General features: G+C 66.2%; 18 protein-coding genes. 11 read left to right on the top strand and 7 right to left on the bottom strand.

Translation table 11 applies throughout. The annotated features are described in order from the left end of the window. The first annotated feature begins 110 nt into the window (after positions 1-110). From C725_RS16840 to C725_RS08815, 4 genes are all read left to right on the top strand, one after another. Positions 111-674 (top strand): hypothetical protein, encoded by a 564-nt coding sequence (locus C725_RS16840; RefSeq protein ID WP_078056232.1) that lies wholly within the window; start codon positions 111-113, stop codon positions 672-674. 15 nt (positions 675-689) lie between these two features. Beyond that, the gene (gene rpsO / locus C725_RS08825; protein ID WP_008602061.1) at positions 690-959 is read left to right on the top strand and encodes a 30S ribosomal protein S15; all 270 of its coding nucleotides are present in this window, start codon (positions 690-692) and stop codon (positions 957-959) included. 173 nt (positions 960-1,132) lie between these two features. Then, positions 1,133-3,472, top strand: coding sequence for a polyribonucleotide nucleotidyltransferase (pnp, locus tag C725_RS08820; protein ID WP_038282578.1), 2,340 nt, complete (start codon positions 1,133-1,135; stop codon positions 3,470-3,472). 244 nt (positions 3,473-3,716) lie between these two features. Beyond that, positions 3,717-6,545 carry a TonB-dependent receptor gene (locus C725_RS08815; protein WP_008602058.1) on the top strand — a complete coding sequence of 943 codons (2,829 nt, stop codon included), beginning with the start codon at positions 3,717-3,719 and terminating at the stop codon, positions 6,543-6,545. Between the two features lie 630 nt (positions 6,546-7,175). Here the strand turns inward: C725_RS08815 and C725_RS08805 are convergent. The 4 genes from C725_RS08805 to C725_RS08790 all read right to left on the bottom strand — a co-directional run bounded on the left by C725_RS08805 (position 7,176) and on the right by C725_RS08790 (position 10,577). Beyond that, a complete protein-coding gene (locus C725_RS08805) occupies positions 7,176-7,379 on the bottom strand; it encodes a cold-shock protein (protein WP_008602052.1) in 204 nt (67 codons plus the stop codon). A gap of 175 nt (positions 7,380-7,554) precedes the next feature. Beyond that, a complete protein-coding gene (locus C725_RS15380; protein WP_008602050.1) occupies positions 7,555-8,859 on the bottom strand; it encodes a GAF domain-containing sensor histidine kinase in 1,305 nt (434 codons plus the stop codon). A 66-nt stretch (positions 8,860-8,925) separates the two neighbouring features. Then, positions 8,926-9,723 (bottom strand): enoyl-CoA hydratase-related protein, encoded by a 798-nt coding sequence (locus C725_RS08795; protein WP_008602048.1) that lies wholly within the window; start codon positions 9,721-9,723, stop codon positions 8,926-8,928. Then, complete coding sequence (locus tag C725_RS08790; protein ID WP_008602046.1) at positions 9,720-10,577, bottom strand: HpcH/HpaI aldolase/citrate lyase family protein; 858 nt, start codon at positions 10,575-10,577, stop codon at positions 9,720-9,722. The genes C725_RS08795 and C725_RS08790 overlap by 4 nt, the downstream gene beginning before the upstream one ends. 127 nt (positions 10,578-10,704) lie before the next feature. On the opposite strand from C725_RS08790, the gene C725_RS08785 reads away from it, so the two are divergent. The 3 genes from C725_RS08785 (at position 10,705) to C725_RS08775 (ending at position 12,909) form a co-directional block, all read left to right on the top strand. Beyond that, positions 10,705-11,682 carry an NAD(P)H-dependent flavin oxidoreductase gene (locus C725_RS08785; RefSeq protein ID WP_008602045.1) on the top strand — a complete coding sequence of 326 codons (978 nt, stop codon included), beginning with the start codon at positions 10,705-10,707 and terminating at the stop codon, positions 11,680-11,682. A gap of 94 nt (positions 11,683-11,776) precedes the next feature. After that, positions 11,777-12,499 (top strand): DUF1499 domain-containing protein, encoded by a 723-nt coding sequence (locus C725_RS08780; RefSeq protein WP_008602044.1) that lies wholly within the window; start codon positions 11,777-11,779, stop codon positions 12,497-12,499. Then, positions 12,499-12,909: a DUF1499 domain-containing protein gene (locus C725_RS08775; protein WP_008602043.1), complete on the top strand. Its 411-nt coding sequence runs from the start codon at positions 12,499-12,501 to the stop codon at positions 12,907-12,909. The genes C725_RS08780 and C725_RS08775 overlap by 1 nt, the downstream gene beginning before the upstream one ends. Here C725_RS08775 and C725_RS08770 read toward each other — a convergent pair. Continuing rightward, positions 12,906-13,361: a winged helix-turn-helix transcriptional regulator gene (locus tag C725_RS08770; RefSeq protein WP_008602041.1), complete on the bottom strand. Its 456-nt coding sequence runs from the start codon at positions 13,359-13,361 to the stop codon at positions 12,906-12,908. The two genes, C725_RS08775 and C725_RS08770, sit on opposite strands and share 4 nt — an antisense overlap. Positions 13,362-13,486: 125 nt before the next feature. On the opposite strand from C725_RS08770, the gene C725_RS08765 reads away from it, so the two are divergent. Both C725_RS08765 and C725_RS15375 read left to right on the top strand, forming a co-directional pair. Then, positions 13,487-14,236, top strand: coding sequence for an SDR family oxidoreductase (locus C725_RS08765; protein ID WP_008602039.1), 750 nt, complete (start codon positions 13,487-13,489; stop codon positions 14,234-14,236). A gap of 69 nt (positions 14,237-14,305) precedes the next feature. Further along, a complete protein-coding gene (locus C725_RS15375) occupies positions 14,306-15,559 on the top strand; it encodes a phospholipase A (RefSeq protein ID WP_008602037.1) in 1,254 nt (417 codons plus the stop codon). Between the two features lie 29 nt (positions 15,560-15,588). On the opposite strand, the gene C725_RS16410 is transcribed toward C725_RS15375, so the two are convergent. Together C725_RS16410 and scpA are read right to left on the bottom strand one after the other, a co-directional pair. Continuing rightward, positions 15,589-15,738, bottom strand: a complete 150-nt coding sequence (locus tag C725_RS16410) for a hypothetical protein (protein ID WP_008602034.1) — start codon at positions 15,736-15,738, stop codon at positions 15,589-15,591. Between the two features lie 79 nt (positions 15,739-15,817). Beyond that, a complete protein-coding gene (scpA, locus tag C725_RS08755) occupies positions 15,818-17,962 on the bottom strand; it encodes a methylmalonyl-CoA mutase (protein ID WP_038282577.1) in 2,145 nt (714 codons plus the stop codon). 156 nt (positions 17,963-18,118) lie between these two features. On the opposite strand from scpA, the gene C725_RS08750 reads away from it, so the two are divergent. Then, complete coding sequence (locus C725_RS08750; protein WP_008602028.1) at positions 18,119-20,359, top strand: autotransporter assembly complex protein TamA; 2,241 nt, start codon at positions 18,119-18,121, stop codon at positions 20,357-20,359. Then, positions 20,359-24,573 carry a translocation/assembly module TamB domain-containing protein gene (locus C725_RS08745; RefSeq protein WP_008602027.1) on the top strand — a complete coding sequence of 1,405 codons (4,215 nt, stop codon included), beginning with the start codon at positions 20,359-20,361 and terminating at the stop codon, positions 24,571-24,573. The genes C725_RS08750 and C725_RS08745 overlap by 1 nt, the downstream gene beginning before the upstream one ends. Positions 24,574-24,676 lie beyond the last annotated feature (103 nt).

The raw sequence follows: 24,676 nt of genomic DNA, 5'->3' as shown, positions 1-24,676 counted from the left end.
CTGCGGGGCGTTCCTCGTCTTTCGGTGTGGGGGCTGGTGCGGCGGCGTCCTTGTCCTCAACGTCACCCTCATCTTCCTCCTCTTCGTCGCCCCTGCGCAGGCAGGGGCCCATGGGTGCGGAGGCGCGCGGGGGGGCGATGGATGGCGGCGGCGGCGCGGTGGACCCCTGCCTTCGCAGGGGTGACGGGCTTGGGGGCCACCGGGGCGAAGGTACTCGCGGCGCTGCGACCTCCGGTGCGAATGTGGCTGCGGCTGCGGACGAAGATGGACTGGACAGCATCACCCTGTCCGCGCGGGTGACGAAGGGTACCTATATCCGGTCGCTGGCGCGCGACATTGCGGAGGCGCTGGGGACGGTCGGGCATGTGGCGATGCTGCGGCGGACGGTGTGCGGTCCCTTCCCGCTTGAAACGGCGATAACGCTGGACAATCTGGAGGATGCCGCTAAGACCCGCGGCCTTGGGAGCGTGTTGCTTCCCATGACGGCAGGGCTGGACGACATCCCGGCTCTATCCGTAACCCCCGAAGAGGCGCACCGGCTGAAACACGGCCAGGGTCTTTTCGGACGTCCCGAACCGGACGGTTCCTATATCGCGATGGACGAGAATACGCCCGTTGCGCTGATCTCGCTGAGTGCGGGAGAGGGCCGGATCGATCGGGGCTTCAATTTTTGACATAAGGAGTGGGCGATGTCGATTACCGCCGAGCGCAAGGAAGCGCTGATCAAGGAACATGCCCGTGAAGAGGGCGATACCGGATCCCCGGAAGTGCAGGTTGCGATCCTGACGGAGCGCATCGCCAATTTGACGGAGCACTTCAAGGACCACCACAAGGACAACCATTCGCGTCGCGGTCTGCTGATGCTTGTGAACAAGCGCCGCAAGCTGCTCGACTATCTGAATGGCAAGGATGAGGGCCGCTACAAGGACCTTATCCAGAAACTGGGTCTGCGCCGCTAAGCGCATGTCCATCCGGCGGGCGCCTTCCCAGCGTGAGGAGGCGCCCGCTTCGTAAGAGGGATCACGCAAGTAAGGCCGCGGGCGCGATGGGCGCGCTTCGATAACGCGGCAGTAGGCAGCCGGGCGGGCATATGGGCTTCGTTTTCCGGCTAATGAGGAAAGACGAAACCGATATGTTCAATATCCACAAAGTCGAGACGCAGTGGGGCGGCGAGACGCTGACCCTGGAAACCGGGCGCATCGCGCGCCAGGCCGACGGCGCCGTTCTGGCGACGCTGGGCGAAACGGTCGTCCTGTGTGCCGTGACCGCCGCGAAGTCGGTGAAGGAAGGCCAGGACTTCTTCCCGCTGACGGTTCACTATCAGGAAAAATTCTCCGCGGCCGGCCGCATTCCCGGCGGCTTCTTCAAGCGCGAAGGTCGCCCGACCGAGCATGAAACGCTGACCAGCCGCCTGATCGACCGGCCGATCCGTCCGCTGTTCCCGGAAGGGTTCTACAACGAGATCAACGTGATCTGCCAGGTCATGTCCTATGACGGCGTGAACGAGCCGGACGTGCTGGCGATGGTCGCCGCCTCCGCCGCGCTGACCATTTCGGGCGTGCCCTTCATGGGTCCGATCGCCTGCGGCCGCGTCGGCTATGTGGACGGCGAATATGTGCTGAACCCCTCGCGCGATCTGGAGGGCTCCTCGCTCGACCTGGTGGCCGCCGGAACGCAGGACGCCGTGCTGATGGTGGAATCGGAAGCGAAGGAACTGCCCGAGGACATCATGCTGGGCGCCGTCATGTTCGCGCACGAGCATGGCAAGGGCGTCATCGATGCGATCATCGAGCTTGCCGAGAAGGCCGCGAAGGATCCGTGGGAACTGGATGCGGTGGAGGACAAGTCCGCGAAGCTGGAAACGCTGCGCAGCGTCATCGGCGACGATCTGGCCTCCGCCTACAAGATCACCAATAAGAGTCAGCGCCAGGATGCGGTGAACGCCGCGCGCGAAAAGGCCCGCGATCATTTCGCCGATCTGAAGGAATCCGATCCTGCAGAATATTTCGGCACGCTGAAGCTGGTGAAGAAGCTGGAAAGCGACATTGTCCGCAAGGCGATCATCAAGGACAAGACGCGCATCGACGGCCGCACGCTGGATCAGGTCCGCCCGATCGAGGCGGAGGTCGCCGTCCTGCCCCGCACGCACGGCTCCGCCCTGTTCACGCGCGGCGAGACGCAGTCGATCTGCACGACGACGCTGGGCACCGCCGACAGCGAGCAGATGATCGACGCCATCTACGGCGTCAGCCACGAGCATTTCCTGCTGCACTATAATTTCCCGCCCTATTCGGTGGGCGAGGTCGGCCGCTTTGGCGCGCCGGGCCGCCGCGAGGTTGGGCACGGCAAGCTGGCCTGGCGCGCGCTGCACGCGGTTCTGCCGTCCAAGGAAGAGTTCCCGTACACGATCCGCGTGATTTCCGACATCACGGAATCGAACGGCTCCTCCTCCATGGCGACGGTCTGCGGCGGTTCGCTCGCCATGATGGACGCCGGCGTGCCGCTGAAGCGCCCGGTTTCCGGCATCGCCATGGGCCTGATCCTGGAAGACAGCGGCGAGTTCGCCGTGCTGTCCGACATTCTGGGCGATGAGGACCACCTGGGCGACATGGACTTCAAGGTCGCCGGCACGTCCGAGGGCATCACGTCCCTGCAGATGGACATCAAGGTCGCCGGCATCACCGAGGAGATCATGCGCGTCGCGCTCGACCAGGCGAAGGGCGGCCGCGCCCATATCCTGGAGCGCATGGAAGACGCGCTGGGCGGCGCCCGCGAAGGCGTCTCCAAGCATGCCCCGCGCATCGAGACGATGACGATTCCGAAGGACAAGATCCGCGACGTCATCGGCACGGGCGGCAAGGTCATCCGCGAAATCGTTGCGGAGACGGGCGCCAAGGTCGACATCGAGGATGACGGCACGATCAAGATCTCGTCCTCGAACGGCGACGAGATCGAGGCGGCGATGAACTGGATCAAGGGCATCGTCGAGGAGCCGGAAGTCGGTCACATCTACACCGGCAAGGTGGTCTCCATCGTCGATTTCGGCGCCTTCGTGAACTTCATGGGCCAGAAGGACGGCCTGGTTCACATCTCCGAGATCAAGAACGAGCGCGTCGGCAAGGTGACCGACGTTCTCGAAGAAGGTCAGGAGGTGAAGGTGAAGGTGCTGGCCGTGGACGACCGCGGCAAGGTGCGCCTGTCCATGCGCGTCGTCGATCAGGAGACGGGCGAGGAGCTGGAGGACACGCGTCCGCCGCGCGAAGAGGGCGAGGGCCGCGGCGACCGCGGACCGCGCGGGCGCGGCCGTGACGGTGGTCGTGATGGCGGCCGTGGCAGCGATCGGGGCGGCGACCGCGAAGGCGGTCGGGGCGGACGCAACCGCCGGGGCCGTGGACGCCGCGAAGACGGTGGCAGCGACGAAGGCGGCGCCTCCGAGCTGCCGGACTTCATCGCCGGCGGCAACGACGACTGACGCCGGTCCAGCACTTATGACCGAATGAGAGGGGGGCCGTTCACGGCCCCCCTTTTCGTGCGCGGAAGGGCGATTCCCGGCCGCGACACAAAAGAGCGGCTCCCTGTCACAACCGGAAAGTTACTGTTGCAACGTCGCTACGAAGGCTCCCGAATCGCTTGAAAGCTCTCACTTTTGCGCTTGCGTCGTCGCAATCCTGTGCGAGAGGTCATGACATCAAATTCTTGGGGAGTTTGGAAATATCATGAAATCCGCGTTGCTTGCGTCCGCCTGTGCGCTCGTTGTCATTTCGTCGGCCCCGGCCCTGGCCCAGCAGGAACCGAGTACGCAGCCGCTCGATGCCGCCGATGTGGCGGATCCGGGCGTCACCGGCCAGAACGAGGAGGGTGCCGACGCGGCGCAGGTGGACGTGGTGCCCTCGCCCCGCGCCCAGGCCGATACCATCGTCATCACCGCTCAGGGGCGCGAGCAGCAACTGTCGGACGTTCCGATCTCCGTATCCGCGGTGTCCGCCGAGCAGCTGCAGAATTCCGGCGCCAACGACATTCGCGAACTGAACCAGGTCGCCCCCTCCCTGCTCGTGTCGTCCACGGGCAACGAGGCCAACGGGTCCGCCCGCATCCGCGGCATCGGCACGGTGGGCGACAATCCCGGTCTGGAAAGCTCGGTCGCGGTCTTCGTCGACGGGGTTTACCGATCCCGCTCCGGCGCCGCGCTCAACGAAATCGGCCCGGTCGACCGCGTCGAGGTGCTGCGCGGCCCGCAGGGCACGCTGTTCGGGCGCAACGCCTCTGCCGGCCTGATCAACATCGTCACCGCCGCGCCGGAATTCGACTTCGGCGCCTATGGCGCGGGCACCTACGGCAATTACGATTTCTACCGGCTGGAGGGCGGCGTCACCGGCCCGCTGACGGACACGATCGCGGCCCGGATCGACGGCGTCTATTCGAAGCGCGACGGTTTCTACGACGACGTGGTCAACGACACGACGGTGAACAATCGCGACCGCTATCTGGTGCGCGGGCAGGTGGCGTTCGAGCCCACGGAGGATCTGCAGTTCCGCCTGATCGGCGACTATTCGAAGAAGGACGAGGCGTGCTGCGCCGCCGTCTTCATCGATGGCGGCACGCCGGGCGCGAACATCCCGCTGTCGGGCGATGCCGCGAACCCGCAGGGTTATGGCGATCCGCTGATCAGCGCGGCGAATCCAATCATCCCGGTTCTCCTCGACCTGGGCCAGGATCCGCGTGCGTTCACGGACGACATGTACGACCGCAACATCTATCCGACCGCCGGCCGTTCCTATGAGGGCAAGACGGAAGATTGGGGCGCATCGCTGCAGGCGGACTGGAATCTCGGCGGCATCGAGCTGACCTCCATCACCGGCTACCGCGAATATCTGAACCAGCAGGGCGGCGATACCGACTATACCACGGTCGACATTCTCTATCGCGAGCCCGGCCCGGACGCCGGATCGCGCAAGTTCGAGACGTTCAGCCAGGAGCTGCGCCTGCAGGGCTCGCTGTTCGACGACCGGCTGGACTGGCTGGTCGGCGGCTATTTCGCGAACGAGGACCTGACGGTTCGCGACAATCTGAAGTTCGGCACCGAATATGGCCGCTTCGCGACCTGCCGCGTTTCGCGAACCTCGCTTGCGCCGCTGTTCGCCGGATCCCCCCTTGCCGGGATTTATGATCCGACGGCAGCGGGCTGCCTCAACCCGGCGCTCGCCCCGGCCCTCGCCGCGCCCGGCATCTCGCCGTTCGGCGCGGACGGTGCCGCCATCGTCGCGGGCTTTAACCGCCTCGACAGCGTCAACGATGTGGGTTCCAACGGTTCGCGCTACATGCAGAACAGCAAGAACTTCGCCGTCTTCACCCACAATATCATCCACGTCACGGACACGGTCGATCTGACGCTGGGCCTGCGCTACACCAACGAGACGAAGAAGCTCGACACCGAGTTCAACAACACGAACACGATCTGCCCCGTGCAGCGTGAGGCGCTGTTGCCGTTGACGCAAAGCGCCAACCCCCTGACCAGCGGCATCGCCGCCGGCCTGATTTCGCTCTCGTGCCAAGGCAATTCCACGTCGGAGCTGAACGGCCTCGACGTCAGCGACAAGCGCGACGAAAGCGAGTTCACCGGAACGGCCGTGCTGTCGTGGAAGCCGACCCCCGATCTGATGACCTATGCCAGCTATTCGCGCGGCTACAAGGCGGGCGGCTTCAACCTCGACCGATCGGCGCTGAACGGTCAGGCCGCCAACGCCGTCGTTCTGGGCCCGCTGGCCCTGGCCGATCCGGCGAATCTGCAGTTCGACCAGGAGGAGGTGGACGCCTATGAAATCGGCGCGAAATACGCCGCACGCGGCATGTCGTTCAGCGTCGCGGCGTTCCGGCAGGAATTCTCGAACTTCCAGCTGAACACGTTCAATAGAACGGTCTTCCTGGTGCAGAACATCAATGGCTGCGACGAGTTGGACGGCGGCGACGATGCCGACACCGATGCGAGCGCGGCGACCGGCGCCTGCGCCGGCGATACCGAGCCCGGCGTCATTTCCCAGGGTGTCGAGCTGGAAGCGTCGATCAATCCGGCCGACTATCTCAACCTGACGGCGGCGCTGACCTATGCCGACACGACTTACGAGGACAATCTGGTGGGCAATGACAGCGGTATCGCACTGGATCCGGCGCTGCGCCTGCTGCCGGGTGACAATCTGTCGAACGCGCCGGAAACCGTCGTCACCAGTTCCGTGTCCTGGGCGCCGCCGATCGGCAATAGCGGCCTCAGCGGCCTGTTCTATCTGAACGCCCGCGTGACCAGCGATTATAATACCGGTTCGGACCTGCTGCCGGCGAAGGAACAGGATGGCTTCGTCCTGGTGAACGGACGCATCGGCATTCGCGGTCCCGAGGAGGCCTGGGCCGTCGAATTGTGGGGTCAGAACCTGTTCAACGAGGATTATACGCAGGTCGGCTTCAACACGCCGTTCATTGCGCCGAACCAGACCTATTCGGCCTTCCTCGCCGAACCGCGCACCTATGGCGTCACCGTTCGCGGCCGTTTCTGAGGAGGCGTCTGCATAAAAGGGGGAAGAGCCCGGTGGATCGATGTTCCGCCGGGCTCTTTTTTCTGCGGATTCGGTGAAACGCCCTCTGGCGGCGACAGATCAATCGCCCGCCGCCGATCGTTTCGGCAGCGACAGCGTCTTTCCGGACGTTCGCGCGTTTTGAGGATCAGCGCAGTGGTTTCGGCGCGACGTTTTCAACCACGCCGCACCGCCGCGCGCACCCGAGAGGGTCAGGGGTCCTGCGGCGGGGCCGACTTGTCGCAGGGCCTTCTCTCTTGCCTGGCGAGGAAAGACTCCAACGAACGGCGGTTCATGACGACCGTTCGCCGGGGTTTCACGACCCCTCCATCGAGGTCTGGCTTTCCATATCCAAGCCTGGAGAAGCGACCGCTCCTCCTCTTCCGGCGTGAACGGCGGGCGGACGGCGGCAATGCGCCGGCGGCCGACGTGAACGCAGGCGGTCCGCGGCCCGCCTTTCGCGAACATCTCGGACGCAAGGACGAGGTCTGTCGTCAAGCTGACGGTCTGCGAAAGGGCGGTTCTACCGGCTGATGCGCCGCGCCCCCGGACAACAAAAAAGGGGGAGAGCCGCGGCCCTCCCCCTTTCAGTCCCGATGGCTCGGGCGGATCTTAAGCGGCGCTGAGGTTCGCAGCGGCGGTCTTGCCGCGCTCCTGAACCAGATCGTAGGATACGCGCTGGTTCTTATCGAGCGTGCGCATGCCGGCCGCCTCGACCGCCGTGATGTGCACGAACGCGTCGTCGCCGCCATCTTCCGGCGCGATGAACCCATAACCCTTGTCAGCGTTGAAGAATTTTACGGTGCCGATAGGCATAATTGTCTTCCTTGTATCAAATCATATTCCCGGGCCGCGTGTTCAGCCGCAGGTAGCCTCTGGTAGCGATAGAAGGAAGAAGGGCCGCAAAGCGCCAAAAACCGTCGAATTGCGACTTTAGCTGACCGCTATATACACGATCCGCCCGAAGAATTAAAGAGGCATACGCGTTTTTCTAGGCGGCTGCGGGAATATTGAGCGTAAAGACCGTCTCTTGCTCATCCGATTTCACGCTGAGCGCGCCGCCATGCGCAATGGCGACCTGTGAGGCGATATAAAGGCCGAGACCCAGGCCGTCGCCGCTGCTGTTGCCCTGCCCCCCGCGCTTGAAGGGTTGAAACAGGCGAGCGCGCGCGCCGTCCGAAATGGCGGCGCCGCCATTGGCGACCGACAGGGTGAACCCATCATTCTGCTGGCAGACCACGCGCACGGGTTCGGCAGACGATCCATGCGTCAAGGCATTGCCCAGCAGGTTCGACACCAATTGCGACAGGCGGCGCGGATCACAGTTCAGATAAAGGTCGCGGGGGCAATCGAGGCGGATCTGGCGGTCCGGGTGGGACGAACGATGTTCCTCGACCAGTTCCGCCAGCAGCGCCGTCATGTCGACCGGCTGCCGATCCAGCGAGATTCCACCGCCAAGACGGCCACGTGCGAAATCGAGGACATTGTCGATCAGGCCGCTCATCCGCGATGAACTCTGCCGCATCAACGTCAAAATCTGACCGGATTTTTCGGACTGCGGCTGACGAGCGAGGATGGAAATGCCGGACGTCAGCGCCGAAAGCGGAGAGCGCAGATCGTGGCCGAGGACGGCAATGAACTGCTCGCGCAGTTCGGGCGTCGCCCGCTCGTCCGTCAGACTGGCCTGACTGGTGGCGAGGTTCGCCTCACTCGTTGCAAGGTTCGCCTCACTCGATGCAAGGTTCGCCTCGCTCGTTGCAAGGTTCGCCTCACTCGTTGCAAGGTTCGCCTCGCTCGTCGCGAGACGTTCCTGCGCATCGAGATGATGGCCGATCAAATCCGCGAACAGCCGAAACATGTTGACGATCTCGGGCCGGTCTATGGCGCGCGGATGAACGTCGATCGCGCATAAAGTGCCATAAAACGCGCCGCCCGGCCGAAAAATCGGCATGGATATGTAGCTTTGAAACCCGTAGCGGGCCGGCGTCGGATGCGCGCTCCAGTGCGGACTCTGAGCGACATTCTCGATGAAGACCGGATCGCGCGAGGCACGCACTTCCTTGCAGATGGTCGTATCGATATCCAGCTCGTCGCCGGCGGACAACCCAAAGTCGATGTCGTCCTTCACCATGGCGGCGACCCATTCGTGGGCCGTGACACGGGCGACCGCTGCAAAGCCCATCCCGGTATTGCGACAGACGACCTCCAGAATGCTGGGGAGAAAGCCGGCGTCAAGGGTGAAATCGGACGCAGGCGCATCCGCCGGCCTTTCCGCCGCGTCACTCGTTTCCAACATGTAAGACCGCTTCTCCCTTTGCCCGCACAAAGTAGGGAGTGCGGCCCGCAATCGCAATTAACGAGATTAGCGCCCCTCGAAGCTCGGCTTTCGCTTTTCGAGAATCGCGGCCACTGCCTCCTGATGATCGGCGGCCTGTTGCAGGACGCCCTGCATGACCGCCGCCTCCGCCAGACTGTCCGCAAGGCTCTGGGCGCGCGCCTTCAGCATCAGGCGCTTCGCCTCCCGCGTGGCGGCGGGCGGCTGGGCGGCGATGGCGGCGGCAAGCGCCTGCGCGCGGGACAGAAGGTCCGCATCGGATGCGATTTCCGTGACGAGGCCCCAGTCCAGCGCCCGCTTCGCCGTCACACCCTCCGCCGTCAGCAGCATGTGCATGGCGCGGGCATGACCCACGATGCGGGGCAGGAGCCAGGCGCCGCCATCGCCCGGAATGATGCCCACGCGCAGGAAACTCTCCGCAAAGCGCGCACCCTCCCCGCAAATGCGGATGTCGGCCATGCAGGCGAGGTCGCAGCCGGCGCCGATGGCGTGGCCGTTCACCGCGGCGACCACGGGGACGGACAGAGTTTCAAAGGTCAGGGGGATACGCTGGATGCCGTCCCGGTACCAGTCCGCGATTTCGAGCGGCGTCTTTTCGGCGGACAGCTTGCGGATCTCGTTGAGATTGCCGCCGGCGCAGAAGCTCTTGCCGGCGCCGGTCAGGACGACGCAATGGACGGCCTTGTCGCCCTCCGCCCTCAGAAGCGCGGAGATCAGGGCGGCGATGACGTCCTCCGCCAGCGGATTGCGCATGTCCGGCCGGTTGAGCGTGATCGTGACGACGTGGCCGTCCTGTTCGTAGAGGACGGGGTCGGCGCTGGTCATGAAGACATCTCCTGATCGGATTGGCCAATGGCGGCGGCGAGCGCGTCGATGCGCTGCGCCTCCGCCAGATGAAGCCGCTCGGTCATGCGGCCGTCCACCTTCAGAACGCCGGCATCCGGCTGCGCGGCGAAGGCGGCGATGACGGCGCGGGCATCCCGGACGGCATCCGCGTCCGGCGCGAAGGCCGCGTTCGCCGCCGCAAGCTGCGAGGGGTGGATCAGCGTCTTGCCGTCGAAGCCGAGCGCGGCGCCCTCAGCACATTCCGCCGCCATCGCTTCTGCATCCCCGATGTCGTTGAAGACGCCGTCGAGCGCGGTGCGGCCATGCGCGCGGGCGGCGATAACGAGGCTCTGCAGCGCCGTTTGCAGCGCGGCGCGGCCGGGTACCAGCGGCGCGCGCAGATCCTTGGCGAGGTCGTTGGTGCCGGCGATGAGGACCGGAAACGCCGCCGCAGCGATCCGCGGCAGGGCGAGAATGGCGCGCGGCGTTTCCACCATCGCCCAGAGCGGCAGGCCATCCGCCTCTATGCCCGCCGCATCCGCATCCTCCACCTTCGGCAGGACGACGGCGTCGGGCCTCGCCCCGCGCACCATGGCGAGATCGCCCTCGTGCCAGGGCGTGCCGATGCCGTTGATGCGGACGGCAAGTTCTCGCCGGCCATAGCCGCCCGTCCTCAGCGCCTCCGCCACTTGCCGGCGGGCCAGGTCCTTCGCGTCGGGCGCGACGGCATCCTCAAGGTCGAAGATCAGCACGTCGGCGGGAAGGCCGCGTGCCTTTTCGAGGGCACGGGCATTGGCACCCGGCATGTAGAGGGCGGAGCGCCGCGGGCGCGGCCGGTCGGCGGGGTCTGTCATGCCCCCCTCTCTATCAGGGGGGTCGCCGCAGCCGCAATCCGCGCCCGCCCCGCAGAATATGGGAGTAGCGGCGGGCGCGCCGCTGCGGGAGGACGGAACGGGAAATGACCGCGGGGAAGGACCGAGCATGAAGACACGCATCACGGAACTGTTCGGCATCGAGCACCCGATCATTCAGGGGGGCATGCACTTCGTCGGGCTGGCGGAACTGGCCGCCGCCGTGTCGAATGCGGGCGGCCTTGGCACCATTACCGGGCTGACGCAGGGCACGCCGGAAAAGCTGGCGGCGGAGATCGCGCGCTGCAACGACCTGACGGACAAGCCCTTTGCCGTGAACCTGACCTTCCTGCCCAGCTTTTCCGAGCCGCCCTATGCAGAATATATCGACGCGATCATCGCCGGCGGCGTGCGTATCGTCGAGACAGCGGGCCGCAATCCCGAAAAATGGATGCCGAAGATGAAGGATGCCGGCATCAAGGTGATCCACAAATGCACCAGCGTGCGGCACAGCCTGAAGGCGGAGGCCATCGGCTGCGACGCGGTGTCGGTCGACGGCTTCGAATGCGGCGGCCATCCGGGCGAGGACGACGTGCCGAACATGATCCTGCTGCCGCGCGCGGCGGACGAGCTGACGATCCCCTTCGTCGCATCGGGGGGCCAAGCGGACGCGCGCAGCCTGGTCGCCAGCCTGGCCATGGGCGCGGAGGGCATCAACATGGGCACGCGCTTCATCGCCACGAAGGAGGCGCCGGTGCACCAGAATGTGAAGGATGCCATCGTTAAGGCCAGCGAACTCGATACGCGCCTTGTCATGCGGCCGCTGCGCAACACGGAGCGCGTGCTCGACAACAAGGCGGTCGACGAGATTCTGGCGATCGAGCGCGAGAAAGGCGCCGACCTGAAGATCACGGACATTCTGGAACAGGTGGCCGGTGTCTATCCGAAGATCATGCAGGAGGGCGAGATGGATGCGGGCGCCTGGAGCTGCGGCATGGTCGCTGGCCTGATCGACGACGTGCCGACGGTGAAGGAACTGGTCGACCGGATCATGAAGGAAGCGGACGAGATCATCGCCGGGCGGCTGGCCGGAATGCGCAGCGCCTGAAGCCCCGCGCTGGCGGCGGCGGCCTGCCACTCGCATTGCCAAGCGCCCGAGTCTGCCGCAAAGCGAAGAAGCACCGGCGAGCGGGGAGGTGGTCATGAGAGGCAATGGATTTGCGCGGTTCATCCTGCTGGGTGCCGCGCTATCGGCAGCGGCGGTCCTGTTGGCGGGGCCGCTTCACCGCATGGGGGTCGATTACCGCGCCGCCCTGTCGCTGCTGCGATGGGGTGCCATGGCGGCGGGCCTCTTCACGCTGCTTGCCGCCGCCGCGCTGGTCGTCGCCCTGATCCGGGCCAGACCGAAGGGAATGCCGCTTGTTGCACTGGCGGTTGGGGGCATTGCCTTTGCCTGGTCATTGTCGCTGATGATGACGGCCCGCACCGTCCCGCCCATCCACGATATTTCCACGGACATGGACGACCCGCCCGCGTTTCGGGATGTGCTTCCCGCCCGCGTGAATGCGGCCAATCCGGCGGACTACGATCCCGCAATATCCGCGCAGCAGCGGGAGGCCTATGCCGATATCCGGCCGCTGACGCTGGACGCGGCGCCGGACGACGCGTTTCGCCGCGCCCTGGCGCTGGTGGACGCACGCGGCTGGACGCTGGTTGGCGCGGACGAGGCGGCCGGACGCATCGAGGCGACGGCGGAAACGCGCTGGTTCGGATTCAAGGACGATGTGGTTATCCGCATCCGCGAAGACGAAGCCGGGTCGCGCGTGGACATGCGCTCCCTCTCCCGCGTCGGGCAAAGCGATCTGGGGGCGAACGCGGCCCGTATCCGCGCCTTTCTGCGGGATCTGCAGCAAGGCGCCGGCTGATGCTGAACGACATCACGACCGACCTGACCGATCCGCCCCGGTTCGTGCTGCAGCGAAACGGACCGGCACATTTTGATCCCGCAAAAACGGCGGCGCATCGAGATGCCTATCCGGGCCTGGCCGGCGGTGCCGTCCTTGCCATGCCGCGAGACGAAGCCTTCCGCCGCGCGGTAGAGGCATGCGAAGCGGCAGGCTGGCATATCGTGGCCCGCGACCTCGGCGCCGGTCAGATCGAGGCGGTGGCAACCACACGGCTGCTCCGCTTCAAGGACGATATTGCCGTGCGCCTGCGCAGCGCGGGCGATGGGCGGACGCAGGTGGATATGCGTTCCCGCTCGCGCGTCGGGCGCAGCGACCTCGGCACGAACGCGCGCCGGATTCGGCGCTTCCTCTCGCAACTGACCGGCTAGGCGACGGAGCGGGAGGCCTGCCCATCCTGCCGGGCGTCGAAGTCGCGGCGAGCCGCCTCGATCGTTCCGAGATGGTCCTCCGCCCAGATCCAGACGCCGCAAAAGGCGCGGCCGAGGCTGCGGCCGAGATCGGTCAGCCGGTATTCCACCCTTGGCGGAATGACCGGGTGGACGGTGCGGACGATCAGGCCGTCGCGCTCCATGCGGCGGAGCGTCTGGGTCAGCATCTTCTGGCTGATGCCAGCGACCTTCTCGCCCAGGCGCGTGAAGCGAAGCTCGCCATGCTCCTCCAGCACCTCCAGGATGACCATCGACCATTTGTCGGCGACGCGGCCGATCATGTCGGCAACGAGGGCATCCACGCGTGGGTCGATTTCGGCCGGGGGCTCCGTTTCCCTTATGGCCGCGGCCCGCACACGGTCGGCCGGCGTATAGTCGCCCAGCTTGGTCATCGCCTCAGCTTCCCTTCGATTACGCTCTCTTTTGGGTAAGTATAGATATTTCAGGTGCCTTCTTCCAATCGGAACGCGTTTTCATAGATCCGGAGCCTGAACCCCAACCCTTGAGGAGCAAGCCCATGCTGAAGAGCGGAAACACCATTCTGATCACCGGCGGCAATGCCGGCATCGGCCAGAAGCTGGCGGAGGAATTCCACAGGCGCGGCAACAACGTCATCATCACCGGCCGCCGCGAAGACGCGCTGAAGGCGGTCGCGGACGCCAATCCCGGCATGGAATGGGCGCAGCTCGACATGCAGGACGCCGCCGCCATCGAGGAGACGGCGAAGCGGCTGACACGGGATTATCCCGATCTGAACGCGGTCATCCACAATGCCGGCATCATGAAGGCGGAGGATATGAAGGCGGCGCCGCAAAGCCTGGCCGATGCGGAGGCAACGGTGACGACCAACCTGCTCGGCCCCATCCGGCTGACGCAGCACCTGCTGCCGCATCTGCTGTCGCGTCCCGGCGCCTATATCGTCACGGTTTCGTCCGGCCTTGCCTTCGTCCCGCTGAGCGCAACGCCGACCTATGACGCGACGAAGGCCGCGATCCACAATTATTCCGTGGCGCTGCGCGAACAGCTGCGCGGCACCAGCATCGCGGTTCACGAAATCGTACCGCCGGCCGTGCAGACGGACCTGATGCCGGGCCATGCCGAGAACCCGAACGCGATGCCGCTGGACGATTTCATCGCGGAGACGATGGGGATCATCGATGGAGACGCGGTGCCGGACGAGATCTGCACCGAGCGGGTCGGCTTTCTGCGCAATGCCGAGCGCGAGGGACGCTTCGCCAAGACGCTGGCGGCGCTGAACGGGGGCTGATAGCATGGGCGCGCGCACCCGAACGGACCTGCGCGCCCTTTTCCCCGAATGCTGCTAGGTCTGGGCCCCGTGACGATTCGCATCTCTCTCGCAGCGGCGCTGCTTGCCGCCGCCCTGCCGCAAGCGGCCAACGCGGAAACCCTCGTGAAGCCGGACCTGATCGTCTCGCCCGCCGGCGCCTCCGTCACACTCGTCTTCCTGAACGAGACCGCCGAGCGGCTGGTGCCGCCGCCGCGCATCGATGCGGACATGACGATCGGCGGGCGGACCGTACCCGTGGTGCTAACCCGGCGCGACGGGACGGAGGGTGTGCCGCCAAGCGCCTTTGCCCGGATGGTCTACGACATCTCCGGTGCGGCGCCGGAGCCGGGCACGACCGTCTCCCTGACGCTGCCCGCGCCCTGGCAGACGGCCGCGCAGCTTACCGCCGTTGCGGCACCCGCCGACGCCACAAACGAGGCCCTTGCCGCCGCCCCGGATGCGGGCATGAGGGGCGAAATGGCAACAGGGCCCGCGCCAGAACTGGCCGCAGCGCCCACCAGCATCGCAACGCCGGCCGCCGAGGCGCTGGCGGTGACCACCCCCGAAGAGACGTTCGAGGAACGCAGCTATTTTTCGACCTACCAGCCCGTTTACGCGGTGCTGGGCCTCAGCCCCGCCAATGCGAAGCTGCAATTCAGTTTCAAATATGCGCTGGTCGATCCGGACGGGGACGCGGCCATGCGCTGGTCATTCCTGCGCGGCGTCTATTTCGGATATACGCAGACCATGTTCTGGGACCTGGCGCAGGAAAGCAGCCCGTTCCGGTCCATCGATTTCAAGCCGGAGCTGTTCTATCGCTATCGCAGCGACCGGTTCCTGCAATCGCTGGAACGGCCGGCGCTGAACGTGCAGGCCGGCATCCGCCACCAGTCGAACGGCCGGGAAGAACCGGCGTCGCGCAGCTTCAACGAAACCTATATCGAACCGTCGGTGACGCTGCCCGTCGGGGGCGGCTATCATCTGACCGCCGCCCCCCGCGCCTGGTTCTATTTCGGCGATCTGGAGGACAATCCGGACATCGACGAATTTCGGGGCAATACGAGCTTCCGCCTGTCGCTGCTGCGCGAGGATGGCGCCCGGCTGGAAGCGCGGGCCATCGGCTTCGTCGGCACCGGCCGGGGCAGCCTGCAGACGGATGCCAGCTATCCCATCACCGGCGGTTTCATCGGCAATCTGAACCTGCGCGCCCATGCACAACTGTTCACCGGCTATGGCGACAACCTCCTCGAATATGATCGCAAGGTGACGCGCCTGCGCATCGGCATCAGCCTGGCCGATTAAAGCGGCGGTCCGGCCGGGGCGATCTAAATTCATTCGATCAGATCGGAATCGAGGCCGTCCTCGTCGACCTCGCAGCACGGCAGAGGTTCGCTGCCAAAGGCCCCCTCGCCGTCGAAATCGTAGAAATCCGCGACGTCGTAGTCCTCCTCGCCGCGCTGGTTGGTTTGGGGCCTGCCCACAGGTACGCAACTCCTCTACGCACCCCGCATGGTAAAAACCCGCGGGATACGCGGCCGGTTCCTGCGCGGGAACGTCCGGCTATTCCGCGGCCTCGTCGAGGCCCTCCGGCGGCAGATTGTGGCCGAGAAGACGCAGCACGTCGCCGGCCGCCGCGACGATGTTGGTGCCGGGGCCGTACACGCCCGCAACGCCCTTGTCGTAGAGGAAGTCGTAGTCCTTTGCCGGAATGACACCGCCGGCGATAACGCGGATGTGCGGCGCGCGGCGTTTCAGGATCTGGATGAGTTCCGGGATCAGCGTCTTGTGACCCGCCGCCAGGCTGGACGCGCCGATGACATCGACATCCCGTTCGATGGCGAGATCCGCCGCCTCCTCCGGCGTCTGGAACAGAGGACCGGACACCACATCGAAACCGAGGTCGCCAAAGGCGGAGGCGATCAGGTTGGCACCCCGGTCGTGCCCATCCTGCCCCAGCTTCGCAACCATCAGGCGCGGAGCGCGGCCCTTTCGCGCGGAGACAGCCTCGACACCGTCGACGACGCGCTGCCAGACCGGATCGCCCTTGTAAGCGCCGCCGTAAATGCCCTTCACAGGGGCCGGCTGTGTATCGTAGCGGCCGAAGACATCCTCCATGGCCTGGCTGATTTCGCCGAGCGACGCGCGGGCGCGGGCGGCCTCCACGGCCAGGGCGAGCATGTTGCCGTCCCCCTTCGCGCCGTCCCGCAGCGCATCCAGGGCGGCGCGGCACGCATCCTCGTCCCGCCCCTCCCGATTGGCTTCCAGCCGGCTGATCTGGCCGGCGCGCACGCGCACATTGTCGACCTCCAGCGTTTCGAGGTCGTCCTCCTTTTCGAGGCGGTATTTGTTGACGCCGATGACGACGTCCTCGCCGCGGTCGAAGCGGGCCGCGCGCGCGGCGGCGGCCTCCTCAATATGGCGTTTGGGAATGCCGGCGGCGACCGCCTTTGTCATGCCGCCGGCCGCCTCCACCTCGTCGATCAGCTCCAGCGCCTTGTCGTAGAGGTCCTTGGTGAGCGCCTCCACATAATAGGACCCGCCGAGCGGATCGGCGACGTTGGTGATGCCCGTCTCCTCCTGCAGGATGAGCTGCGTGTTGCGCGCGATGCGGGCGGAAAAATCGGTGGGCAGCGCGATCGCCTCGTCGAAGCTGTTCGTGTGCAGCGACTGCGTGCCGCCGAGCGCGGCGGCCATCGCCTCGAACGCGGTGCGGACAATGTTGTTATAGGGGTCCTGCTCCGTCAGCGACGCGCCGGAGGTCTGGCAGTGGGTGCGCAGCATCTTCGACTTCTCGGTCTGCGCGCCGAGGTCGGTCATCGCCTTGTGCCACAGCTTGCGCGCGGCGCGCAGCTTCGCGATCTCCATGAAGAAATTCATGCCGATGGCGAAGAAGAAGCTGAGGCGCGGGGCGAATTTGTCGACGTCGAGGCCGGCTGCCTTTGCCGTGCGGGCATATTCGATTCCGTCGGCGATGGTATAGGCCAGCTCCTGCACCTGCGTCGCCCCCGCCTCCTGCATGTGATAGCCGCTGATGGAGATGGAGTTGAAGCGCGGCATGTGGTCGGACGTGTAACCGATGATGTCGCTGATGATCCGCATCGAGGGCGCGGGCGGGTAGATATAGGTGTTCCGGACCATGAACTCCTTCAGAATGTCGTTCTGAATGGTGCCCGACAGCTTGTCCTGCGAAACGCCCTGCTCCTCCGCCGCGACGATGTAGAAGGCGAGGATGGGGATGACCGCTCCGTTCATGGTCATCGACACGGACATCCGGTCGAGCGGGATCTCGTTGAAGAGGATCTTCATATCCTCGACCGTGTCGATGGCGACGCCCGCCATGCCGACATCGCCCGCGACGCGCGGATGATCGCTGTCATAACCGCGGTGCGTGGCGAGGTCGAAGGCGACGGACAGCCCCTTCTGCCCCGCCTTCAGATTGCGGCGGTAGAAGGCGTTCGATTCCTCGGCGGTGGAGAAGCCGGCATATTGGCGGATGGTCCAGGGCCGGCCGGCATACATGGAGGCATAGGGTCCGCGCGTGAACGGCGCGAAGCCGGGCAGGCCGGGATCAAGCCCCTCCGTATCCTCCGCCGTGTAGAGCGGCTTCACGGTGATGTCCTCGGGCGTCTGCCAATCGAGATCGCGGCCCTTCACTTCCTTGTCGGCCGCCGCCTGCCAGTCTTGGGTACCGGGCTTGTCGGTCACGCGAATGTCTCCTTCATGTCCGTCCCTATGCCTGAACCGGCGAATTGGTGCCACAGTCAGCCGGGCGGGCGTTTCGAAAGAGCGGCGTGCCCCATCGGTGATTGCAGCACAGAAAAAATTCCTGCAAAAGCAGGAGTGGGGGCCATGTTTTAGGAAGTGCAGCGTATTTCTCGCCACCTGCTGTCCGTAAGCCTTGTCGCGCTCGCCCTGACGAGCGGGACCGCCGTCCCTGCCCGCGCGCAGGACAGCGCCGGCGAACAGGTGCAGCCGGATGGCGTGGAGGCGGCCCCGGATCAGAACACCGGGCAGGCCGTTCCCTTCGAGGCCGAGGAGGAGCCGGTCATCGCCGACGACGCGTTCGAGGCGGCGCTACCGGAACTGGACGAGAACGCGCCGCCCGCCCCGGCAATTCCCCCCATTCCCGGAGAGGTGGGCGCGAATGCGCCTGCCGACGCGGCGGCGCCCGACACGCTGGATGCGGACGATGCGCATACCACAGCGCCTGCGGCCGGTCCGGCAGCGCTGCCCCCGGCGCAGGACCAGGCGCAGGACCCGGCGGCGCCGCCCATCGATGATGCGGCACTGGCACAGCCCCTGGCCCCGCTCGAGACCTATGACCTGGAACCCGTCGCGCCGCCGACCGAGGAGCGCCCCGGGCCGGTCGAGGAAATCCGTTACTACACGGTGGTGGAGGGGTTCGAGAAGGTCGGGATGCGGGGCGAATTCCTGGGTCTGTCCGCCCTGGAAGAGGGTGGCGGTTCGGCCGAGAACGGTGCCATGCTGCGCGCCCGTGCCGATTCCGATGCCGAACTGGCGGTGCGGCTGCTGCGCTCCAGAGGCTATTACGACGCCATCGCCGCGGCCGACGTGGCGCTGCCGGCCGAAGAGGATGGCCGCTACCGCGTCGACGTGGTGGTGACGCCGGGCCAGCAATACACGTTTTCGGATATCAGCATCGTCGGTGAGGACGAGGCGATCCCGCCGCATCTGGTTTCCGACAATATCGGACTGGAGGTCGGCGATCCGGTGGTCGCGGACGATGTCGTGGCCGCCGAAGCGTCGATCCAGCTGATCTTCCCGTTCAACGGCTACCCGTTCTCGGAAATCGAGCAGCGCGGCATTCTGCTGAACGAGGCGGACAAGACCGCCGATTATGTGCTGCCGGTCGACCTGGGACCGCGCAGCCGGTTCCGGAATATCCGGACGGAGGGCGACCTCGCCTTCGATGCGGAGCATGTCGAACTGCTCAGCCGTTTCGAAGAAGGCGATCTGTACGACGTACGCATGCAGGACGATCTGCGCGAGGCGATGGTCGCCACCAGCCTGTTCAACAGCGTTTCCATCGAGCCGGTCAACACCGGCGAGTATAATGAGGACGGCACGATGGACGTCGACCTGCTGGTTCGCCAGCAGCAGGGCCCGCCGCGTTCCATCACCGGCGATGTCGGCTATTCGACGGGACAGGGCTTCCGGGCGGAAGTCGCCTGGCAGCATCGCAACCTGTTTCCGCCAGAGGGCGCGTTGCAGCTGGGCGCCGTCGCCGGAACGCGGGAACAGCAGATCGGCGCAACCTTCCGCCGCTCGAACGCGGGCCAGCGCGACCGCACCTTCCTGCTGAACGCCAGCGTCGGCCGCCGAGACTTCGAGGCCTTCCATGCCAACACGGCCATCGTTCGCGCGCGCCTGACGCGCGAATCCACGCCCATCTGGCAGAAGCGGTGGACCTATGCGCTGGGCGCCGAATTCCTCGCCACCAGCGAAACGCGCGTCGGCGCACCGACGATCTTCGGGTCAGAGGACACCTATTATATCGCCGCGCTGCCCAGCCAGATCGGCTATGACGCCAGCGACAGCCTGCTCGATCCGCGCAGCGGCTGGCGCGCCACCGTGCGGCTGAGCCCGGAGGCGTCGCTGAACGACGGCGCCTTCGACCCCTATCTCGTCTCCCAGCTCGATTCGAGCGGCTACCTGCCCATCGGGGAAAGCTTCACGCTCGCCGGCCGCGTGCGCCTCGCCAGCATCAACGGCATCGACCGCGACGATCTGGCACCGTCCCGCCGCCTCTATGCCGGCGGCGGCGGATCGGTTCGCGGCTACGGCTTTCAGGACATCGGGCCGCGCGATGAGGATGGCCCGCTCGGCGCCCGCAGCCTGAACGAAGCGGCGGTCGAGGGTCGCTACCGTTTCGGCAATTTCGGCGTCGTGGCGTTCCTCGACGCGGGCCAGGCCTATACCAGTGTCGCGCCCGATTTCAGCGATCTGCAATACGGCCTGGGCGTCGGCGGGCGCTACTACACCAATTTCGGACCGTTCCGCGCCGACATCGCCATCCCCCTCAACCGCAGGACCGGACAGGCGAGCTTTGCCTTCTATGTCTCGGTCGGGCAGGCCTTCTGATGGTGAACGAAATGGACCCCGCGCCCGTCGAGCAGGACGACGAGGACCGCAGCCGCGGCGTGGTCCTGAAATGGATCGGCATCGTGCTTGTCGCGCTGCTCATCCTTCTGGGCCTGCTGATCGCGTCGCTGAACACCGGACCGGGGCGGCGCTTCCTCGCCCAGCAACTCGACGGCTTTTCCACCGCCAACGGGCTGACGATCAACATCGGCGCCATAGACGGCTCGATCTGGGGCGAAATGGTGCTGCGCGACCTGGCGCTGAGCGACCCCCAGGGCGTGTTCCTGACCGTGCCGGAAACGACACTGGACTGGCACCCCTTCTCCCTCGCCAGCAAGCATGTCGACATTGATTCGCTGAGCATTCCGTCGGGCGAACTGATCCGCCTGCCGGAGCTGCTGCCCTCCGACGATCCCGACGCCCCGCTGCTGCCGGACATCGACATCGATATCGACAGGCTGGATCTCGGCCGCCTCGACATCGGTCCGGCGGTGACGGGTACGCGCCATGCCGTGTCGCTGAGCGGAGAAGCGCATATTGCCGACGGCCGCGCGCAGATCGATGCGGATGCGCAGGCGCTGACCGGGAACGGCATCGCCGGCGGCGACCGCCTGAGCCTGGTCATCGATGCGGTTCCCGACGACAACAAGCTGGACATCGACCTCGATCTCGATGCGCCGGCGGACGGGCTGGTCGCGGGTTTTACCGCCCTGCCCCGGCCGCTGAGGCTGCGGGTCGACGGCAGTGGCACCTGGCAGGCCTGGCGCGGAACGCTGGCGGCGGCAAGCGGCGAACAGGCGCTGGCGGAACTGGACCTGGTTGCAAGCGACGGCACGTTCACCGTGCGCGGCCCCTTCGATCTTGGCGCGGTCATGGAAGAGAGCATGCTGACGCAACTGCTCGGCCCGCAGGCGGACATCAACCTGACGGCGGCGCTGGAGGAGCGGGTCGCCGATTTCGACCTGGAGCTGCGTTCCGATGCGCTCGCGCTGGAAGGCGCAGGCATTCTCGACATGGGCGAGAGCCAGTGGCGCGACACGGCCTTCGATTTCCGGCTTCTTGAGCCCTCCGTCCTCAACGAGACGATGAGCGGTGAGGACGTGCGCGGCACGGCAACGCTGGAGGGGATGCTGTCTCAGCCGAACGTCGCCTACCGCGCGGATGCGGCGCGACTTGCCGTCAGCGAGACGAGCTTCGTCAATATGGCCGCGCAGGGCACGATCACCTTTGCCGAGGGCGGCGCCATCCTGATCCCGCTGCAGGCGCGCGCCGACCGGGTCGAGGGGCTGGCGGACCTTCTCGCGCCGCTCGCCGACGATCTGCGGATCGAGGGGATGCTGCGTGTTGCGGACGGACGCATGACGGCGGACGATGTGGCGCTGGCCTCCGACACCATGGCGGGCACCGCCGACCTGTCCGTCAACTTCGCGGATGCAAGCTATAGGGCCGCCGTGAAGGCGCGCGCGCCGCGCTTCCCCTGGGATCCGTTCGGCGTCTTCGACATTCGCGCGGACATCAACATCCGCTCTCTGCCGAACGGCAGCTTTGCCATGACCGGCCCCATCCGTGCGGAATCGCGGCGCCTGGACAATGCCGTTCTCGACATGCTGACGGGCGGCCGCGCCGTGGTGACCGGCAATCTGATCGCACCGGGCAATGGCATTTATGGCCTGGGCGACATGCAGATCACCGGCCCCAGCGTCCGCGCGACCGGCACCGCGCGCATGCTGGCGGACGGCTCGCTCGACGTGGTCATCGAGGGGACGAGCGAGGACTATGGTCCGTTCGTCGCGCGCATTTCCGGCACGGCCGAGGCGCCGGTCATCGACGTGGAAGCGGAGTCCCCCACGCTGGGCATCCCGTTCGAGAACGTCGTGGCGCAGATCCGCGGCACGCCGGAGGGGTATCTGATCACCGCAAGCGGCGGCACGCCCTATGGCCCCGCCAGCGCGGAAATTCTCTATACCAATGCCGGCACCTACGAGATCCGCAGGGTGCAGCTTGCCGAACTGATTCTGTCCGGCGAGATCGCACCGACGGAGAGCGGCGTCTATGCTGGCACGCTGCGCGCCAACGGCAATGGCATCAGCGGCACCATCGCCCTTTCCGACCGGGGCGGCGACCAGTTCGTCGCCATCGACCTGACCGGCCGCGACATTGCACTGGCCGGCGATCCGGCCATCTCGCTGGACCGCGGCGATGTCGACATGACCGTCCTGATGACGGGCGAGGTTCCGATCGTCGAGGGCACGGCCCAGTTCGCCGCGCTGCGCTATGGCGAGTTCCGCATGGATGCCGGACGCGCGAGCTTCTCCTACGAGAACGGGCGCGGCGCGGCGCGCATCGTGGCCGAGGGCCGGATGCCGACGCCGTACGAGGTCGCAGTCAACGGACGCTTCACCAGCGAGCAGCTGATCGCCGCCGTCAAGGGGGAGGTCTCGGGCCAGCCCTTCCAGACGGTCCAGCCGATGCGCGTCGCCATGACGGACGGAGCCTATGTGCTGTCCCCGGTCACGATCCGCATGCGGGAGGGCGACGTGCGCCTTGCCGGGCGGTTCGGGGACGAGACGCAGGTACAGGCGCGATTCGAAGAATTCGGTCTCGAGATCCTGAATGCCTTCATGCCGTCCGGCGGCTTCAGCGGCAGCGCAACCGGCAGCCTCGACTACGCCCAGGCGAATGCGACCGCCGTACCCCGCGCCGATCTGCGGCTGCAACTGGACGATTTCCAGCGCTCCGGCACCGTCAACGTCTCGCAGGCCATCGACGCCACCTTTGTCGGCCATCTGGACGAGGCGGGTGGGCGCATGAACGGCGCGATCCGCCAGCGCGGACGGCAGGTGGGCCGTGTGCAGGTTTCTCTGGCGCCGCTCGGCGAGGGAGGAACATGGTCGGAGCGGCTGATGGCTGCCCCGCTGGGCGGCGGCGTGCGCTATAACGGCCCGGCGAGCGCGCTTTTCTCCTTTGCCGGCCTCGCCGGACAAACACTGCGCGGACAGATGGCGGTGGGCGCCGATTTCGGCGGGCGGCTGCAAACGCCCTCCATCACCGGCCGGGTGCGCGCCGATGGGCTGACATATGAAAACGAAACCTACGGGACGCGCATCACGGACATGGTGCTGGATGGCCGGTTCACCAACGACTCCTTCGAACTGCGTCAGTTCCAGGGCAATGCGGGCGAGGGCACCGTTGCCGCCAGCGGCAATGTCAGCCTGTCGGCGGTGGACGAGTATCCGATCGACATCCAGGTGACGCTGGACAATGCGCAGCTTGCGGATGGCGACGACCTCGCGGCGCGCGTCTCCGGCACGCTCAATATCGAGAACAGCCCGCAGCAGCAGGCCATGATCAGCGGCGAGCTGATCCTGCCGGAAGTGCGCTACCGCCTGGTCCGCAGCGGCGAGGAAGAGATCACCGAGCTCGCGGGCGTGCGCCGGCGACCGCAATCGCTGGAACCGGTGGAGAGCGCCGCCGGCGGCGAGGAGGCCGCGCCGCCCAGAAACTGGGCGCTCGACATCGATGTCAGGGCGGACAACCGCATCTTCGTCAGCGGCATGGGTCTGGAATCGGAATGGGAAGCGGACCTCAACATCGGCGGCTATGCCACGGCCTACACCGTCGGGGGGCAGGTCGAGCTGGTACGCGGCACGTTCGGTTTCGCCGGCCAGCGGTTCGACCTGACGCGCGGGCGGATCGAATTCCTGCGCGAGAATGAGATCAATCCGGTCCTCGACATTCGCGCCGAAACCGACGTCGACGATATCACCGCCATCATCAATATCGGCGGGCGGGCGTACAATCCGCAGATCAGCTTCTCCTCAAGCCCGGCCCGGCCGGAGGAGGAGATCCTGGCGCTGATCCTGTTCGGCGGCCCGCCGTCGGAACTGGGCGCGCTGGAGGCGGTGCAGCTTGCCGCGTCCCTCAACAGCCTGCGCGGATCTGGCGGCGGCCTCAATCCGCTCGGCGAACTGCGACAGGCCACCGGCTTCGACCGGCTGCGTATTCTCGGTTCCGACCAGGCAACCGGGCGCGGCACGGCGCTGGCCGTGGGTCAATATATCGGCGACGACATCTATCTGGAGGTCATCACCGATGCCGAGGGCTTCACGGCGACGCAGATCGAAATCGCCCTCAGCCGCGCGTTCAGCGTGCTGTCGAGCGTCTCGACCACCGCCGGACAAAGCGCCAACCTGCGCTATTCGAAGGACTATTGAGGACCCTGCCGACGGTAGCGCGCCTGTGTGCGCCGAGAGACACTCCGCCGTTCACGGAGCGGTCCGCAAGGGCCGCTCCAGCGCCTGCCCCACCCGGACCGTT

Origin of the sequence: Pacificimonas flava (assembly GCF_000342165.1) — a bacterium.
In the GTDB taxonomy this organism is placed as follows: domain Bacteria; phylum Pseudomonadota; class Alphaproteobacteria; order Sphingomonadales; family Sphingomonadaceae; genus Pacificimonas; species Pacificimonas flava.
The sequence above is the reverse complement of the archived record's forward strand: the minus strand, read 5'-3'. Positions and strand labels throughout refer to the sequence as shown.